Genomic DNA, 16,268 nt, shown 5'->3' with positions numbered 1-16,268 from the left:
GATTCAAAGCAAATTCTGCCCCGGTTTTAGTGTGGCAAGGTTGCAAGCTATTAAAATTTGCCCGGGAATTGTTTACTAAGCAGGTCTTTATATTCTTTTAAATTTTTATTGTTTTGCAACAACCCAAGATTAGCATCCGAAATAATAAGGAAAGAATATTTTGCAGCCGGCAGCCAGGACACTTCATCGGGCGCAGCTTTTTTTGCCCGGTATAAAAACTGCAGGGCCGCATCAGCATTGGCAAAAGAAGAAAATACCAGCAGGCTGATATCTTTGTCGATCGCGGTTTTTGCAATCGTTATATTCTGATCCCTGAAATTTTCACCTACAAAGCGGGTGAATGCATTTTTAGACTCGTTGATATAGGTTCCATCCACTTTGTCCAATACCATAATTACATTCTGCGGGTTTGCTGTATTGAATGTAAAAGGTCCGTTTGTAATAAGCGGGGCTACGGTTTTTACACTATCTTTTGCAACAGCGGGCTTTGAAGTAACCACAGCCTTGCTACTGTCATAAAAAGGTTTGGGCGATACAATCAGGTTGGAATCATTTCTTATCAATTTTTCCTTTGGTGCCGGTATCACTTCATCTTCTTTCGCCCTGGTAACCTGCAACGCCGTTAAGTAGCTTTCAATTTCTTTCCTGCGTTTTAAAACATCCACCATTTTTACCGCCTTTGCTTTTAGTGGTGCTTTGGGATACAGGCTGATGATGTTATTTAATATTACAATAGCTGCAGTGTCTTCATGTTGTTTGATGTGGTAGACGGCTTCAATATATAACAACTGAGGGCTCCAATAATTGTTGCCATACACGCTGTCTGCTTTTTTCTTTTCGGCAAGCGCTTCATCAAATTTGCCTTCAATAAACAAATTGTAAATGGCTTCGTATTGTTTGGTACCAGCGACGTTTTTCTTTGCAGCATCCCCACCAGCAGGACTGTTTAGTATTTTTTCAGAAGGACTTGATGCAAACTTTGTATTGATAAGATTTTTATAATAGGCTGCCTTTTCCGTATCACCCAGTTTGGTATAACAGTAGTACAGGCCCAGGTAAATATCCCCGTTGTAAAGGGAATCAGGAAAACGTCTCAACGATTCATCATACCCCCTGATTGCCTGCGGATAATCTTCAAGACTGCTTTGGTATAATTTGGCCAGATCGAATAAACTAAGTGCCACCAGGTGATTGCTCTCTGTTAATTTTTCAGGCGTTAAAGGAAGATTAGCCATCAGCCCTTCAAAGGTTTGATCCTGCGGCTGTGCAGTCTTATCATCTGCAGAACTTTTTACACCAGTCTTATCTTTTAAAGTAACCCCTGCGGAGTCGGTTTTGGAAGGTGCTGCGTCCATGTCCCCGCCTCCCATATCAGCAGGGGCTGTATTAACATCTGACTTTTGAACACTTGAAGTGGCATTTTTCCTTCTCCAGTTATCGGTATTGGTTCTTGTGCCCCATTTTCTTTTAAAATCGGCAGAGCCCTTTGATTTCATCGCCGCATTGTCAAAATACCAGTCTCCCTTACTGCCATTTGAAAAAAGGTCAGAAGGTTGATTTTTATTATTATCAAAAGCAATGGGCGTAAATCCATTGTCAGTTTCTTCTTCTTTTCCCCCATTTAATTTACGGTATTGCTTCGCCATTTTTTTTACAAAAGCAGTTCTTTCTGCAAGCGGCATGGCTGCAATTTTTTGTAAACTGTCTTCCCGTTCAACAATGTTTATTTTTTCTACAATCTTAGCCAGTGCATTTTTTCTTTCATCTATTTCATCAAACCTGCTACGCAATGCAGTGTCGCCAGCTTGCAGACTGTCGTACATGGCATAAGCTGTTTTATATTGTTTGCGGTTGTAAGCAATGTCTGCCAGTTGCAGAAAGGCTTTATTTTTAAAAGAAATATTTTGCTCGTTATAGCGTAAACTTTTGTTGTAATAAAATATAGCGGCTGCGCTGTCTGGTAATTGCATGGATAAGTCGCCGGCAGAGTAATAGATGATATCGCGGTAGGATTCAAACTTGTCTTTTTTAGCCATGTGCAACAGGTTGCCGATTCCTTTTTTCAGTTCAACAGAATCTGTGCCTTTCATCATTTTTGCGTTGTTGAGCTGGGCATAAATATCCATCATGGGATCTGTTGTATGCTGCGACGCACGGTTATAATAAAGCGATGCCTTGTCGTACTTATGTGTTGTTTCAAATAACTGCGCCAGCAGAAATTCTGATCTGGCCTGGTCCTGTTTCGAATTGGCATTGCTAAGGGCATCTTCCAAATGCGCAGCTGCACTGTCATAAATATTTTGTTTGTAAAACCAGTATGCATTTACTTCTGCAAGGTCGTCTGCCAGGCGTTTTGGTAAATTGTCATCGTGCTGTAAGGTATTAATGAGTGATGATGCATCCCCCAGTTCATTCTGTTCTATCAGTGTCAGTATCATCCAGATCAACGCATCATTTCTGCTGGGCGGCTGCGCAGTTAATTTTTGAAGTATGTTTCTTTTTTCTTTGTTGGCAATGCTTAACGTGCCACTACTGGAGGCTGATCCGGTACCTACAACCCGGTTATCATCTTCATCTTTTTTACGCGGAAAAAGATTGTAGTTGATGAATTGAAAGGTGGCAGCGGCAGAATCAAAATCTTTTTTAAAAAAATAGGCCTGTCCCATCAACAGGTACATATTATCCACCCAGTCATTACGCAAATCGTGTAGTAAGATACCTGCTGTGGCTTTATAAATTACAGAGTCAAGCTCAATTTTTTGGGCGGCGGTACCTTCCAGGCTATATGGGTAATACGACAGCAGTTTAGTATAGTCATCTTTTTGTTGTGCTTTTGCCCGTTCAATAACTGCATTTATTTTATTATGGGCATTGTAATAGTAATTAAAATGAGTATAGTTATTCTGAAAAATATGGCGCACTTTGGTGAATTTTTTGTCGGCCATTTTTTCGGACCCTAATTTTCGTTCTTCAAATTTGGCCGACCTTTTGGTGGAGTCCAGCAGGTTTATGGTCCATGCAGGCTGTGCAAAAACAACGTTTACATAAGTGAATAAAATAGCCGACAGTAACAGCCTTAAAAAAATCCTTTTCTGCATGAATAATTGTTTGAAATAATGCGGCTAAATATCGGTTATTTTTGCCAATTAGTGGGGCTTAATGCTTTTGGTTTCTTATTTTTAACATCCAATAATGAAATATGGCCCGGGTAGAAGGTAACAGTACATTAAAACGTTTACGCAACAGGTACCTGTTGGTGGTTATGAATGAGGATACTTATGAGGAAGTGGTGAAGTTCCGTTTAAGCAGGCTGAGTGTATATATTATTTTGAGCAGTACATTTGTTTTATTCACAATTTTAACGGTGGCACTCATTGTTTTTACGCCGATTAAATACTATTTGCCAGGTGTTGGGTATGGCGATGCAAGGCAGGTAAGGGAATACAGGCAATTAAAAATAAGAGCCGACTCGATGGAAAATGCAATGAAATTTAAACAGCAATATCTGGATGATTTAAAGAAAGTGTTAGAAGGTAAAACGCCTTCGCTGGATACCAACAAATTAGATTTACCAAAAGAAGATAATACGAACGAGTAGTTAAAACTTATTCACCATTGCATACCATTAATTATATTTCGACGTTGTTTTATTGCTGTTCGTAGAAAGTGTCATGCCGGTAAAGAATTGGATACAGTGAAAGCTCAGAACTTTGCAGGTTAACTATTTTGAATATATTTTTTATCTGATATTTTTTTAAACAGATAAATAAATAATTTTGCATACGATATTTCGACATAACCAATTCCAAACCTAAAAAAATCAATTACAATGTTCAACTCAAAATCTAAATCTGGCGGCAGCGAAGCCCAGGGAGGAAGCACAACAATCATCGGTGCAGGAACAACCATCAATGGTAACATAGAAAGTACAGGCGACATCAGGATTGACGGTACACTGATCGGAAACCTTACATCCAAAGCAAAAGTTTTAGTAGGCGCCGATGGAGTGATTGAAGGTGCTATCAAAGGAAAAAATGCAGACGTACTTGGCAAAGTAACCGGGCAGATGGATATCAAAGAAATACTGCAGTTACGGGGTAAGTGTATTATTGACGGAGATATTTTTGCGGGAAAGCTTGAAGTAGAGCCAACAGCAACCTTCAACGGCCGTTGTCATATGGGTGCGAATGTGGTAGAATTAAATGTAGAGTTGTCCACAGCGGTTAACCAGTAGGCAACTATATCAGTAACAGTAAAAAACAATGAAGGAAAAGAGAAAATTTTTAATACCACTGTTGCTGTTGTTTATTTTTTGTAATGGCTTTTTTATGTCAGCTAAAAACCTGTTGGCAAAATGGGGCGTAGATAATGACGTGCTTATTATTGCCAACTTATTGTTTTGTATACTCACGCTTATCACTTTTTATATTCAGCAAAAGGCACTGCAAAATGCCAACCCCAATGTTTTTGTACGTAGTGTAATGGGCGGTATGATGATTAAAATGTTCGCCTGCATAATTGCCGTTTTTGTTTACTGGTTTACCATGAAGGAAAAATTCAGTAAGCCAACAGTTATTGCAGCCATGGTAATTTACTTTGTTTACCTTGCTACAGAAGTTGGTATGGTTATGAAACTGAATCGTTCAAAAAATGCCTAAGCAGGAAGCGCCGTTACACCAGTTAAAAAATTATTTACCAGAAGGCAGTTTTGAAGGCGTGGTTCACTACCTGCTGCATTACAAAGTACAATTAACCATTACCCGTGAACGAAAGTCGGTACTGGGCGATTACCGCAATTCTCATCTTAATAAAAATCACCGCATCAGTGTAAATGGCAATTTAAATCCCTATGCTTTTTTAATTACCCTGCTGCATGAACTGGCGCATTTATTTACATTTGAACGCTATGGCCACCGCGTTCAGGCACATGGCCAGGAGTGGAAGAATGAATTCAGCAAAGTGCTGGAGCAATTCCTGGCAAAGCAGATTTTTCCCGCAGATATTCAGCATACTTTACTTAAAACGCTTAAAAACCCCGCCGCCAGCAGTTGTGCAGACACTGCGCTACTGAGGGTGTTGTACAAATACGATAAAAAGAGGGAAGGCGTACTACTGATTGAAAGTTTGCCCGCCGGAGCCTTGTTTTCCATCAGGGGAGGCCGTGTTTTCTTAAAGGAGGAACGGGTAAGGAAGCGGTTTAAATGCAAAGAAATTGCCACGGGAAAAATATATTTATTCAGCCCCGTTTATGAAGTGCAGGCAGTAAATACAGCCAATTAATCAGCCCGCGTCTATCATCATTTACGTATGGAATATTAGCAAATGCTTCTGCAACTATTTTTTTTGCCCAAACCGTACCAGGTTTCCATTATTGTCTTTAATACTAAATTCTTTATATCGTCCGGGTTTGTCCTTCAGTACTGTCCTTGGATAAATCAATTCTTTTGCGGAGAAATCTGCATACAGGCATTCAATATCATCCGTTAAAATAAAGCAGCTGCCGGGATGGAATGGCTTATTTATGTCGCACATGGATAAGTGTATTTCAGCATCCTTAAATTTCAGGATCCCATAGTCGCCCTGGTTGATGCCTGTAAAACCGAGTTTTGAACTATAGAAATCAATTGTATCCCTGATGTTAACAGCTGGTAAAACCGGAATAGTTTTTAGGAACATTTTTTTTATTGTAATTGTACAAAAGGTATTTAAAATATCTTTATTTTTAACAACTTAAATTCAAGCTCAATACATTTTTGGAACCCATCAATAAATATAGTGAAGAAGAGCTCGTTGTGTTATTGCAGCGGCAGGATCAGCAGGCATTCTCGTATTTATATGATAATTACGCGGGTGCATTAAACAACATTATTTTCAGATTGGTAGAAGACAGTGCACTGGCAGAAGATATCCTGCAGGAAGCATTTGTAAAGATCTGGCATAATTTCAACCAATATGATCAGTCAAAAGGGCGCCTGTTTACCTGGATGTTAAACCTCACAAGAAATTTAACCATTGATGTGTTGCGCAGCAAGGGGTATAAAAAACAAACAAAAATCTCAGGTGACGAAAATTCCGTAAATAATATACCAGATACCAGCAGCACCCTTCTTAAATTTGACTCTCTAGGCATAAGAAAACAGCTTGCTAACCTGAAACCCGAACAACGTGTTATTATTGATATGGCTTATTTCAGCGGATTCACCCAGGACGAAATCGCAAAGGAACTGGATGTGCCGTTGGGTACCGTAAAAACAAGGATGCGAACCGCAATTTTGGAATTAAGAAAAATGTTACAATACAATTGAAACCGCAGGATATCATATCATCAGGAATTTTGGAGCTTTACGCTGCCGGCCTCGCCTCTGAACAGGAGCAACGGGATGTACAGGCGTACGTTGTACAATACCCTGAGGTTGCTGAAGAACTGGAGCAGATAGAATCGGGAATGGAATTGTACGCCCGGGCTTTTGCGAAGCAACCTTCTGATTCTGTAAAAGAAAAAGTATTTGCACGCATTAACAATGAACAAGTGGAATCTGCACCGGTTGCAACTGCGCCGGTTGAACCAGAAAAAAATATACCGGCGCCAGTAATTGGCATTGCTCCATACTGGAAATACGCCGCGGCAGCTTCCGTAGCCTTACTGATAGGCAGTATAGCCGTAAATATTATGTTGTACAATAAGAGCAACGACATATCCCAGAACCTGCAGCAAACCCAACAGGAACTGGCCAGTTTAAAAGATGAAAACAAAACCATGGAAGGCGATATGGCCGTGGTACAAAATAAATTCAGCAAGCCCGTATCGTTAAAAGGACTTGAAGCAGCACCCGACGCTGCCGCAAAAATTTTCTGGATGGAAAATACAGGGGAAGTATATCTTGATCCAAGCAATTTGCCTGAAGCGCCTGCGGGTAAGCAATACCAGTTATGGGGTATTGTTGACGGAAAACCGGTAAGCGGTGGTATGATTTTAACTTCAAAAAAAGGAGATAAATTTCGTATTCAAAAGATGAAAACTTTTGGTAAGGTGGATGCCTTTGCAATAACACTTGAAAGTGAACCAGACAATACATCCCCGAAAGGGCCCATGTTTGTGATGGGTAAAATGTAATATTTCTTTCCACTTAATTTTTATGGCCGGTCTTTTTTACCGGCATTTTTTTGCGGGTAAGTTTCGATATTTCTTTATTATTATTTGAGTACGGCGATGTACGTTAGCCCGATCTGATATTTCCCACTTCGTGACCGTCAAGATCAATAAACAATTGTTTACAGGGAAGGTTAAGTCCCTGGAATTTTGTCAATAACAATTCGGCACTTCGGCATATTTTCTTTTACAGATTCTTTTTAGCACAGCCCGCTTTTTACTACTGTTTCATCAATGTGATAGTAATCCACCTATTTGTTTAACACCACTTAATAGTTTCAATAAAAAGCAATTTTTTTCGAAAATTATAAATCCATCCTACCGCAAGCCACGTACATCTATCAAATCAATTTAAAAATAATCACACATAAAATTTACAAAATGAAAAAGTTTAAAACAATTTTGGTGGTGGCATGTGCCCTTGTATTAACGCAGGTTGCTTTTGCCCAAACCAGCAACATGTCAAAAGAAAAAACAGTCATGGTAGGCGGTGCGGCTATGTATCCATCCAAAGACATTGTGACCAATGCCGTAAACAGTAAAGATCACACCACCCTGGTAGCAGCAGTTAAAGCCGCTGGGCTGGTAGAAACTTTACAAAGTGCCGGACCATTCACTGTATTTGCTCCAACCAACGCAGCATTTGATTTACTGCCGGCAGGTACCGTTTCCACCTTGCTGAAACCAGAAAACAAATCAATGCTGGCCGGCATATTAACTTACCATGTTGTTGCAGGCAAGGTGAGCGCTGCTGATCTTGTAAAGATGATAAAGGATGGCAACGGAATGGCAACATTAACCACTGTTGCAGGCGGTAAATTAACGGCGATGATGGCAGGCAAAAAAGTGGCCATTAAAGATGAAAAGGGGGGCGTGGCTTATGTAACCATCGCGGATGTAAATCAAAGCAATGGCGTGATACATGTAATCGATCATGTATTACTTCCAAAGTAGGTGTACTTTTCAATATACAATTTAAATAAGGCGGCCCGATTCTTCGGGCCGCATTTTTATAGTAATCTGCAAACATAAAAGAAGGCAGCGATGTTATCGCTGCCCGGTATCAGGGTTGTTATCAGGGGTCTGGTTAAAAATCTTTTAAGCGGTTCCACCAGGTACGTTTCATTACCAAAAATATTACCGCTATCAGGGCCATCACAATCCCCAGCCCGTTCCATTGATTTAAGATAAGGTACATCGGTAACAGCATCAGCAGAATTTGCCCTGTTATACCAAGAACAATATTAAAGATATTGACCGGTAAATTTTTATTGGCCTCGAAAGTCGGATCTTCTGCCACGGCCATTGCGTGGATTGGTTTCCAGAATCCCCATGGCCGTACATTTTTATAAAATGCAAGCAGGGTAGGGGTATCCGTTGGCGGTGCACTATAAGTGCCGATGATGCAGGCAATGAATTGTATTAATATAAACAGAGGGAAAAAATACAGCATTCTTGTGCCATCAAAATAAGTAGTAACGCCCGTTACGCTCAATAATGGCGGAATGGCGCTCACCACAATACCTGCCAGCATACCGTAAAAAAAGCCGTTGGCATTAAAGCGCCACCAGTACCATTTTAAAACATTGGCGCATACAAAACCACCGTATAATCCTGCGGTAATAATATTGAAAATCATGTTGACATCCTTGATGAGCAGCCCGAGGCCAATACCAAAAATTACCATTACGATGCCGCTTAAATAACTCATCGCAATTATCTTCTTACGATCTGCCTGCGGATTAAAGTACTTCAGGTAAATATCATTCACAATGTAGGCCTGACCTGCATTTAAAGTACCACTGAAGTTACTCATAAAGGCACCTAAAAAACCGGCCAGTACCAGCCCGATCAATCCCACCGGTAAAAATTTACTGATAACGGACGGCATGATGTTTTCAAAATTAATCAGGCCATCTGTACCATTGTGCAGGTCAAGATCTTTAAAATACAGGATGCCCATAATACAAAGCCCCATCGTCATAAAATACCTTACCGGCATCAATATCACAGAAATAAATCCACTCATTTTAGCAGCCTCTTCCGGGCTTTTGGTGCTCAGTATTTTCTGGCAATCGTAATTAGGTGCAGGACCAGCCAGGCTCTTCATAATACCGCTGAATAACATCATACCCATGATAGCTGAAAACAACTGGTATCCATCTTTCTCTAATTTTATTTTGGCATCATTTAATTTATTGCTCCAGTCAAGGCCAAGGTCCATACCAAAAAACGGTGAGTCCCAGCCCTTGGGCACTCTTTCCAGCACATTAACGCCAGTTGCACTCAGGTGCCGCATAGCAATAATGCCAACAAATAAGGAGCATACAATCATGATCATGTACTTGATCACATCTGCCAACACTATTCCATGCATGCCACCTAAAATGCTATACAACATGGCTATCAAACAAATGCTGACACCGTAAAACTGGGCAGTACTGTGTTTGGAAATTTCGAGTGCTGCTTTATATTGGTCGGAGCCTGCAGTAAAAGCTGCCTCACCATGATTTAGAAAGGGCAGCGTATCTTTTATCCGTTCATAAGGCAGGAAGATCTGTAGAAATTCGCCTACACCTACAAAGGCGTATGCCATGTATCCAATGCATAAAATAAGCGCAAAAGCAACAACTACTTTATGGCTTTGGCCAACACCACGGTCAGTTAAACCAAAGCGTGTTTTTAACCATTCTGCACCGGTAGTAGCATTGCTCCGGCGCAACCAGCGGCTTAAGAATACCATCAGGAAAACCTGGTTAAAAACCGGCCACATCCAGGGAATAAAGACACTTTTAAATCCATATAAAAAAGCCATGCTGGTGAGCAACATCGTGCCGCTGATGTCGAACATATCGCTGGCATCGCTCAGCCCCAAAGCATACCAGGGTAAGGATTTGCCGGCCATCAAATATGCATCTTTACTTTTTTTTGCCCTGTTTTTCATATAAAAACCAAGAAACACCATCAGGACGAAATAGGCGAGTATTATCAGCAGGTCAATCGTTGAAAGAATATACATTTGTTAGTTTTAGAGGATGTATGAAAGTGCCGGTTGTACGGGCAGATCACATCAATCCATTAAGTAAATCAATATTTTTCATTTAACAATATTTTACAGGCCTGCTGTTGAAATGTGCGCAACAAAAATTAAAAAAGTATCAGTATTATAAACTCCACATGAGTCTATTGAAATATACAGCTTTTACCGGCATAGCTGAAAAAAAATCCGGATTTAGAACCTGCTTTTAATAAGCATGTATAAAAGCAATAACTTGGCAGCTCGTTTAAGTTTTTAATTTTCAGGAGCAACGATTTTTTGAACATTTCATTTATAATTTATGATACAGCAATTTCCGGCCAACTTTATCTGGGGCAGTGCCACTTCTTCTTACCAGGTAGAAGGCGCATGGAAAGCCGATGGAAAAGGACCATCTATTTGGGACGTGTTTTGTTTGATCCCCGGTAAAGTAAAAAATGGCGATACAGGTGAAATAGCCTGTGATCATTATAATCGCATAGCCGCAGACGTTGCGTTAATGAAAGCCATGGGTTTAAAAGCATACCGATTCTCAATAGCATGGTCACGTATATTGCCGGCAGGGCGTGGTGCTGTAAATCAACAGGGCATTGACTTTTATAACAGGCTGATCAATGAACTGCTGGCAGCAGGCATTGAGCCATGGGTAACACTGTATCATTGGGATTTACCTGCTGCGCTGGAATTTGAAATAGATGGCTGGTTGGGTAATGAAATAGCGGCCGTGTTTGCAGACTATGCAGAAGTTTGTTTCACCCATTTTGGCGACCGCGTAAAAAATTGGATCACCATCATCGAAGCATGGGTGGTGGCTATTTTGGGCTATGGTCATGGCGTGTTTGCACCAGGTAAAAAATCAAACGATCTGCCTTATGTAGCAGGCCATAATTTATTGCTGGCGCATGCACAGGCGGTGCATGTATACCGCACTCAATTTCAGCAACAACAACAAGGCTGTATTGGCATAACCAATAACTGCGACTGGCGGGAGCCGCTGACAGATAGCAATGCAGACAAAGCCGCGGCGCAACGAGCGCTGGAGTTTTTTTTAGGCTGGTTTGCAGATCCTGTTTATAAAGGCGATTATCCTGCAGTGATGAAAGAAAGATTGGGTGACCGCCTGCCATCATTTACTGAGGCCGAAAAAAAATCGCTCAAAGGCTCGTCTGATTTTTTTGGATTGAACCATTACACTACTATGTATGCATCTGACGCAACCAACAATAAAGAGGAGGGAAGTGTATACGGTAATGGAGGACTTTCAGAAGACCAGGACGTGAACCTGAGTATAGATGCAGACTGGAAGCTAACAGATATGCAATGGGCCATTGTTCCCTGGGGATGTAAAAAACTGCTGCAATGGATTGCGGAACGGTATAATAACCCTGCTGTTTTTATTACAGAAAACGGGTGTGCCTTTGATGATCAACTGGTGGATGGAAAAGTGGATGATGCGGAAAGAATTGAATTTTTCAAGGGTTATATTACTTCCATTGGTGAAGCCATTGATTTGGGCGTACCCGTAAAAGGATACTTTATCTGGTCGTTGCTGGATAATTTTGAATGGGCCAGCGGTTATTCAAAAAAATTCGGGATACATTATGTGGAGAAAGAAACGCTCAATCGAATACCGAAAGCCTCTGCCTTGTGGTATACCGATGTGATTAAAAACAATGGGTTGTAAGCGTTAAAAGGTTTTCTTGTTAAAGTAGTAATGGTGCCGGAATTTAATAAGAGCATTTCCCGCTGCTGCGGGCCGGGCTTTACGCTGCAAGTCCTCGCATAAACGCATGCGCAAACCCTCAGCTGCGGGCTTTCCGCTTCAATCCCTAATGCATTTTTACCCGCTGGAAGTAAACTATTCGCCCGGATGATATTTTTTTTCTGCGTGCTTCGCTATATCTTCCGGATAAAACAATACTTCTTTAAACTGGCCATGGGTGTACATTTCAGCCTGATCTTTAAAATGTTTGGATGATGGATCGCCACTTTCACCACCAGCCAGTAATGATTTTGCAATTATCTTTTTCCCAAACTCAACAGCACAAATAAAACTGTTACCACTTACACCATACCGCTTTTTATTACGTGCGAAATATTTGCTGTTATAAGATGGTATTTGTCCCCACAATGCCGAGGCAAAACCCATGGGTAAACTGGACAAACTATCGTGGTATTCATCAGGAATATTGTCAGTAATCCGCTGAAAACGGTTGATGGTGCCCCAGGCAATTTGCCAGTTACCAAACTTACCCGTTAATTCATTTACAACAACTGTTAGTGGTGGCAGCAGTTGTGCTGCCGTTGCAACAGCAGCGAAGTGTTTGGTGTTTTGTACCTGGTCTGTTTCACCTTCATCTACATATACTTTCTGTAACAGTTTGTCCAATTTCTGAGCCCACTCAATGGCCAGCGTGGTGGCCACAGATGATTCGCCAGAATGATAATCCCAGGTTTTTAAAATTGCGATGGGTTCTTTCAAATTATTGTAAGTAGTATCCCCGCTCGCAATACTCTTTTCAAATGAATTGATGAGTGCCGGAACCAACACTTCAAATGCTGAAAGATAAGTATTATAACCTGCTGCAATCACTTTATCAACGGTGTATTTATTTTCCAAGCCTAAAATTCTCACCGCATTTACACCACGAAAATTTTCTCCGTCAGGCGCCATGTACGCAGGGTAATTTTCTTTTTTCGGGCTATAATTTCCGGCAACAGAAAAGGGAGTGGAGTTGCAATTTTGCAGCCATCCGTTAGGTGGGTTAAACAGGTGCACAATATCTTGCTGTTCGTGTAAACCTTTCCATTCCGTAGCAGAAGTGGATCCATCTACCGGCAATGCCCAGTTTAACTTTTTATCCCGGATAGGTATAAAATTACCATGCCAGTAAGCGATATTGCCTTTGTCATCCGCATATACGGTATTGTTGCTTGTATTGGCTTTCAGGTCCATTACTTTTTTATAATCGTCAAATCCCTTCGCTTTGGTACGCAGCCAGCTTTGTTTTAAACTAATGGCAGAACGGTTGAAAGATTTCAGGCTGATCCATTTGTTATTGCGCATGGCCATCACTGGCCCGTGCTGCGTAAAAAAGGCGGTAATATTTTTTGTTTTCAACAATCCATTTTCAGCAAACCGCAATACGATTTTCTTTTGCCTTACGGGTTTTAACTGGTGATCGTATTCGTAAAAAAATTGTTTGTTTTTTGTGCTTATTTTTTCTTCGTATAAGTCGGCCACATCCACATTGTTACTGGTATGCATCCAGCCGCAATGCTCATTAAATCCCTGGTAAACAAAAAACTGGCCCCAGGTAACAGCGCCATATGCATTCAACCCTTCCTTACTGGTAACCTGCACTTCGGGCCTGAAATAAAATGTCACATGCGGGTTGATATATAAAATGGCGTTGCCGCTCGCAGTAACAGAAGGACCAAATGCAAAGCCATTGGAACCTGTTTGCTGATCAGGATCTTTTGCCAATGCAACCGCAGGTTTTGCGTCACCGCTATAAAAATTCTTTAACTCAGCGGTGGAAATATCTGCCGTGTTAATAGCACCAATGCTGCCATCAGTCCACAACAGTGGGTACCATGGCTGAAAGCGATGGATCATTAGTGGCTTTACCTGTGGATTTTTATACAGGTAGTAATTAATACCATCCGCATAAGCATTCAATAATTTTTTTAACCACGGGGCGGCTGTATTGTAATCTTTTTTCGCATCCGCAGTGTCAATCAATAATTGCAGCAACAGGTCATCGTACAAAACGGCTTCTCCTTTTATCTCTGCCATCCTGCCCAACTTTTCAATGTAGTTTAGTTCTACTCTTTTAAAATCATCTTCGCACTGCGCATACAATAATCCAAATACAGCATCGGCATCCGTGTTGCCACTGATGTGGGGAATGCCCCAGTTATCTCTTGTAATGGTTACCTGTTTAGCCTGGTGCTGCCAGCGGCTGATTTCTTTACCGGAAAAATTTTGGGCCAATAATTGTATCGGTACCAGCAACAGCAGCAATATTTTTTTTACAGGCATTGTTTTATTTTTTGTAAAGATAAAGAACCACTGCTGGTATAAAGTTGCAAGTGCTTCGTGATGGTAAATAGAAAGGCTTAACAGTTTGTTGTTATAATTGGGTAAAAAATGAAAACAGCCAATTTGTAGATTTAGTTCAACAGTTTTGCCAGTTAATTGTAATAGCAGTTGGGTAATTATCTTTATATACTTTTTAGAAAATAAATATCAACAAATGAAAAAAGTTTTCGTTTACGCAGGGGTCATTGCTGCGATATTTTGTACAACGCAGGCTGGCGCACAAACAAGCGTTAAGCCTGTTTTAAAAATAACAGATGACAACGCAGGCTTGAAATTGCCTGCCAAATTTAAGGCGACGATACTTGCGGAAAATATGGGTAAGGCCCGGCATATTGTTGTAACGCCCCAGGGTGGAATTTATGTACGGCTGGCAAAGCCGGTTAACGGCAAGGGCACTATTTATTTACAGGAAGCCAATGGCAAAGCGGTTGTTAAAAACGGGTTTGGTAATTATGGCGGCACAGGAATATACATTAAAGACGGCTACCTCTACAGTTCCAGCAATGAAGAAGTTTTCAGGTATAAACTTGATGCAAAAAATGAAGTCATCAATCCGGCAGCGCCGGAAAAAATAGTAACCGGATTAATTAACCGCTGGCAGCATGAAACAAAATCACTGGTACTGGATAACGAAGGTAACATCTATGTAAATATTGGGGCCTGGTTAAACAGCTGCCAGGAAAAAGACAGGCAAAAAGGTTCTATGGGCAGAAAAGGTTGCCCGATGCTGGATTCTGCCGGTGGTATCTGGATGTTTAAACATGATAAGCTCAATCAAACCTATGCCGACGGAGTCAGGTATGCAACAGGACTAAGAAATATTGTTGGCCTCGACTGGAACCAGCAGAACAATCAGCTCTTTGTAATGCAACACGGGAGGGATCAGTTGCATGATATATTCCCCGATTTATATACGGTACAGCAATCAGCCCTAAACCCGGCAGAATGTATGTTTGCTTTAAAGAAAGGAGATGATGCAGGCTGGCCCTACCTGTACTATGATTTGGCGCAACACAAAAACATACTTGCGCCCGAATACGGCGGCGATGGAAAGACTGCAGCGGATTCAAAATACCTGGAACCGGCGGCAGCGTATCCTGCCCACATGGCGCCCAACGGATTATTGTTCTATACAGGCAATCAATTTCCGGAAAAATATAAAAATGGTGCTTTCATTGCCTTTCACGGATCATGGAACAGGTCACCCGAACCACAGGCGGGTTACTTTGTGGTGTTTCAGCCTTTTAAAGATGGAAAGCCTGCCGGCGAATGGGAAATATTTGCAGATAATTTTTCGGGCTCTCCTGAAAAAACTGCTTCAGGCCGTGCCGATCATCGTCCATGCGGACTAGCCCAGGGACCTGATGGTTCACTGTATGTAACCGATGATTCAAAAGGATTTCTCTACAAAATAACCTACACTCCTTAAAGAAATATGCGTACGAAAATATTACTCGCAGGTATACAATTACTGCTTGCAACAGCAGGTTTTGCCCAGCAAAAGAAGCCGGTTACCAAATCGCCGGTAGCAGGTCTTAAGGCCTCAATAACGTCCGGAGAAGCAGTCTACACTCAGTTCTGCATTTCCTGCCATTTGCCCGATGGAGGTGGTGTTGAAAATCTGAATCCTCCTTTAATTAAAACTGCTTTTATAAACGGGCCTAAACCCAGGCTGATAACAACCGTACTGAATGGTATGGGCCAGGTAGAAATCAATGGAGAAAGATACAACAACGTAATGCCTTCTTTTAATTATCTCACCGATAAACAGGTGGCAGATGTACTCACCTATGTGCGCAACAGTTTTGGAAATAAAAAGCCCGCAGTAACTACCATGGATGTGAAGATAACAAGGGCGAAAGTGGTTAAATAGTGAGTGGTGAGTTGTGAACAGTGAATGGTGAATTTAGGGTGTGGACAATGCGAACCTTAAGACACAAATATTTAAACGAAAAATGTCCCACTTAAAATGGGAC

14 protein-coding genes are annotated in these 16,268 nt (G+C 41.2%); 10 read left to right on the top strand and 4 right to left on the bottom strand.

The genetic code is table 11. The features are described from left to right. Positions 1–50: 50 nt before the first annotated feature. The gene (locus JWR61_RS27565) at positions 51–3,098 is read right to left on the bottom strand and encodes a hypothetical protein (protein WP_301930858.1); all 3,048 of its coding nucleotides are present in this window, start codon (positions 3,096–3,098) and stop codon (positions 51–53) included. A 101-nt stretch (positions 3,099–3,199) separates the two neighbouring features. On the opposite strand from JWR61_RS27565, the gene JWR61_RS27560 reads away from it, so the two are divergent. The 4 genes from JWR61_RS27560 (at position 3,200) to JWR61_RS27545 (ending at position 5,280) form a co-directional block, all read left to right on the top strand. After that, the gene (locus JWR61_RS27560; RefSeq protein ID WP_301930857.1) at positions 3,200–3,598 is read left to right on the top strand and encodes a hypothetical protein; all 399 of its coding nucleotides are present in this window, start codon (positions 3,200–3,202) and stop codon (positions 3,596–3,598) included. 231 nt (positions 3,599–3,829) lie between these two features. Beyond that, complete coding sequence (locus JWR61_RS27555) at positions 3,830–4,234, top strand: polymer-forming cytoskeletal protein (RefSeq protein ID WP_301930856.1); 405 nt, start codon at positions 3,830–3,832, stop codon at positions 4,232–4,234. A gap of 28 nt (positions 4,235–4,262) precedes the next feature. Next, on the top strand, positions 4,263–4,658 hold the full coding sequence (locus tag JWR61_RS27550; RefSeq protein ID WP_301930855.1) for a hypothetical protein: 396 nt from the start codon (positions 4,263–4,265) through the stop codon (positions 4,656–4,658). After that, complete coding sequence (locus JWR61_RS27545) at positions 4,651–5,280, top strand: SprT-like domain-containing protein (RefSeq protein ID WP_301930854.1); 630 nt, start codon at positions 4,651–4,653, stop codon at positions 5,278–5,280. The genes JWR61_RS27550 and JWR61_RS27545 overlap by 8 nt, the downstream gene beginning before the upstream one ends. 54 nt (positions 5,281–5,334) lie before the next feature. On the opposite strand, the gene JWR61_RS27540 is transcribed toward JWR61_RS27545, so the two are convergent. After that, positions 5,335–5,676, bottom strand: coding sequence for a hypothetical protein (locus JWR61_RS27540; protein WP_301930853.1), 342 nt, complete (start codon positions 5,674–5,676; stop codon positions 5,335–5,337). Positions 5,677–5,753: 77 nt separating this feature from the next. Between JWR61_RS27540 and JWR61_RS27535 the strand changes: the two genes are divergently transcribed. From JWR61_RS27535 to JWR61_RS27525, 3 genes are all read left to right on the top strand, one after another. Further along, positions 5,754–6,305, top strand: coding sequence for an RNA polymerase sigma factor (locus tag JWR61_RS27535; protein WP_301930852.1), 552 nt, complete (start codon positions 5,754–5,756; stop codon positions 6,303–6,305). Between the two features lie 29 nt (positions 6,306–6,334). Beyond that, entirely contained in the window at positions 6,335–7,114 is a 780-nt protein-coding gene (locus JWR61_RS27530; RefSeq protein ID WP_301930851.1) for an anti-sigma factor, read from the top strand. 417 nt (positions 7,115–7,531) lie between these two features. Beyond that, positions 7,532–8,104 carry a fasciclin domain-containing protein gene (locus JWR61_RS27525; protein ID WP_301930850.1) on the top strand — a complete coding sequence of 191 codons (573 nt, stop codon included), beginning with the start codon at positions 7,532–7,534 and terminating at the stop codon, positions 8,102–8,104. Positions 8,105–8,237: 133 nt separating this feature from the next. On the opposite strand, the gene JWR61_RS27520 is transcribed toward JWR61_RS27525, so the two are convergent. Beyond that, positions 8,238–10,169 carry a sodium:solute symporter family protein gene (locus JWR61_RS27520; RefSeq protein WP_301930849.1) on the bottom strand — a complete coding sequence of 644 codons (1,932 nt, stop codon included), beginning with the start codon at positions 10,167–10,169 and terminating at the stop codon, positions 8,238–8,240. Positions 10,170–10,488: 319 nt separating this feature from the next. Between JWR61_RS27520 and JWR61_RS27515 the strand changes: the two genes are divergently transcribed. Next, positions 10,489–11,871 (top strand): GH1 family beta-glucosidase, encoded by a 1,383-nt coding sequence (locus JWR61_RS27515; protein WP_301930848.1) that lies wholly within the window; start codon positions 10,489–10,491, stop codon positions 11,869–11,871. 174 nt (positions 11,872–12,045) lie between these two features. On the opposite strand, the gene JWR61_RS27510 is transcribed toward JWR61_RS27515, so the two are convergent. Then, positions 12,046–14,232: a penicillin acylase family protein gene (locus JWR61_RS27510; RefSeq protein ID WP_301930847.1), complete on the bottom strand. Its 2,187-nt coding sequence runs from the start codon at positions 14,230–14,232 to the stop codon at positions 12,046–12,048. Positions 14,233–14,446: 214 nt separating this feature from the next. On the opposite strand from JWR61_RS27510, the gene JWR61_RS27505 reads away from it, so the two are divergent. Next, the gene (locus tag JWR61_RS27505) at positions 14,447–15,721 is read left to right on the top strand and encodes a sorbosone dehydrogenase family protein (protein ID WP_301930846.1); all 1,275 of its coding nucleotides are present in this window, start codon (positions 14,447–14,449) and stop codon (positions 15,719–15,721) included. Positions 15,722–15,727: 6 nt separating this feature from the next. Beyond that, entirely contained in the window at positions 15,728–16,165 is a 438-nt protein-coding gene (locus JWR61_RS27500) for a cytochrome c (protein WP_301930845.1), read from the top strand. Positions 16,166–16,268 lie beyond the last annotated feature (103 nt).

This window comes from Ferruginibacter sp. (assembly GCF_028288465.1).
Lineage (GTDB): Bacteria > Bacteroidota > Bacteroidia > Chitinophagales > Chitinophagaceae > Ferruginibacter.
Note: the sequence above shows the minus strand (reverse complement) of the source record. Positions and strands in the feature narration are given on the sequence as shown.

Coding starts and splice junctions, on each gene's coding strand:
- JWR61_RS27545 (WP_301930854.1), top strand. CDS start 4,651: ATGCCTAAGCAGGAAGCGCCGTTACACCAGTTAAAAAATTATTTACCA.
- JWR61_RS27565 (WP_301930858.1), bottom strand. CDS start 3,098: ATGCAGAAAAGGATTTTTTTAAGGCTGTTACTGTCGGCTATTTTATTC.
- JWR61_RS27550 (WP_301930855.1), top strand. CDS start 4,263: ATGAAGGAAAAGAGAAAATTTTTAATACCACTGTTGCTGTTGTTTATT.
- JWR61_RS27525 (WP_301930850.1), top strand. CDS start 7,532: ATGAAAAAGTTTAAAACAATTTTGGTGGTGGCATGTGCCCTTGTATTA.
- JWR61_RS27520 (WP_301930849.1), bottom strand. CDS start 10,169: ATGTATATTCTTTCAACGATTGACCTGCTGATAATACTCGCCTATTTC.
- JWR61_RS27515 (WP_301930848.1), top strand. CDS start 10,489: ATGATACAGCAATTTCCGGCCAACTTTATCTGGGGCAGTGCCACTTCT.
- JWR61_RS27560 (WP_301930857.1), top strand. CDS start 3,200: ATGGCCCGGGTAGAAGGTAACAGTACATTAAAACGTTTACGCAACAGG.
- JWR61_RS27505 (WP_301930846.1), top strand. CDS start 14,447: ATGAAAAAAGTTTTCGTTTACGCAGGGGTCATTGCTGCGATATTTTGT.
- JWR61_RS27510 (WP_301930847.1), bottom strand. CDS start 14,232: ATGCCTGTAAAAAAAATATTGCTGCTGTTGCTGGTACCGATACAATTA.
- JWR61_RS27500 (WP_301930845.1), top strand. CDS start 15,728: ATGCGTACGAAAATATTACTCGCAGGTATACAATTACTGCTTGCAACA.
- JWR61_RS27540 (WP_301930853.1), bottom strand. CDS start 5,676: ATGTTCCTAAAAACTATTCCGGTTTTACCAGCTGTTAACATCAGGGAT.
- JWR61_RS27555 (WP_301930856.1), top strand. CDS start 3,830: ATGTTCAACTCAAAATCTAAATCTGGCGGCAGCGAAGCCCAGGGAGGA.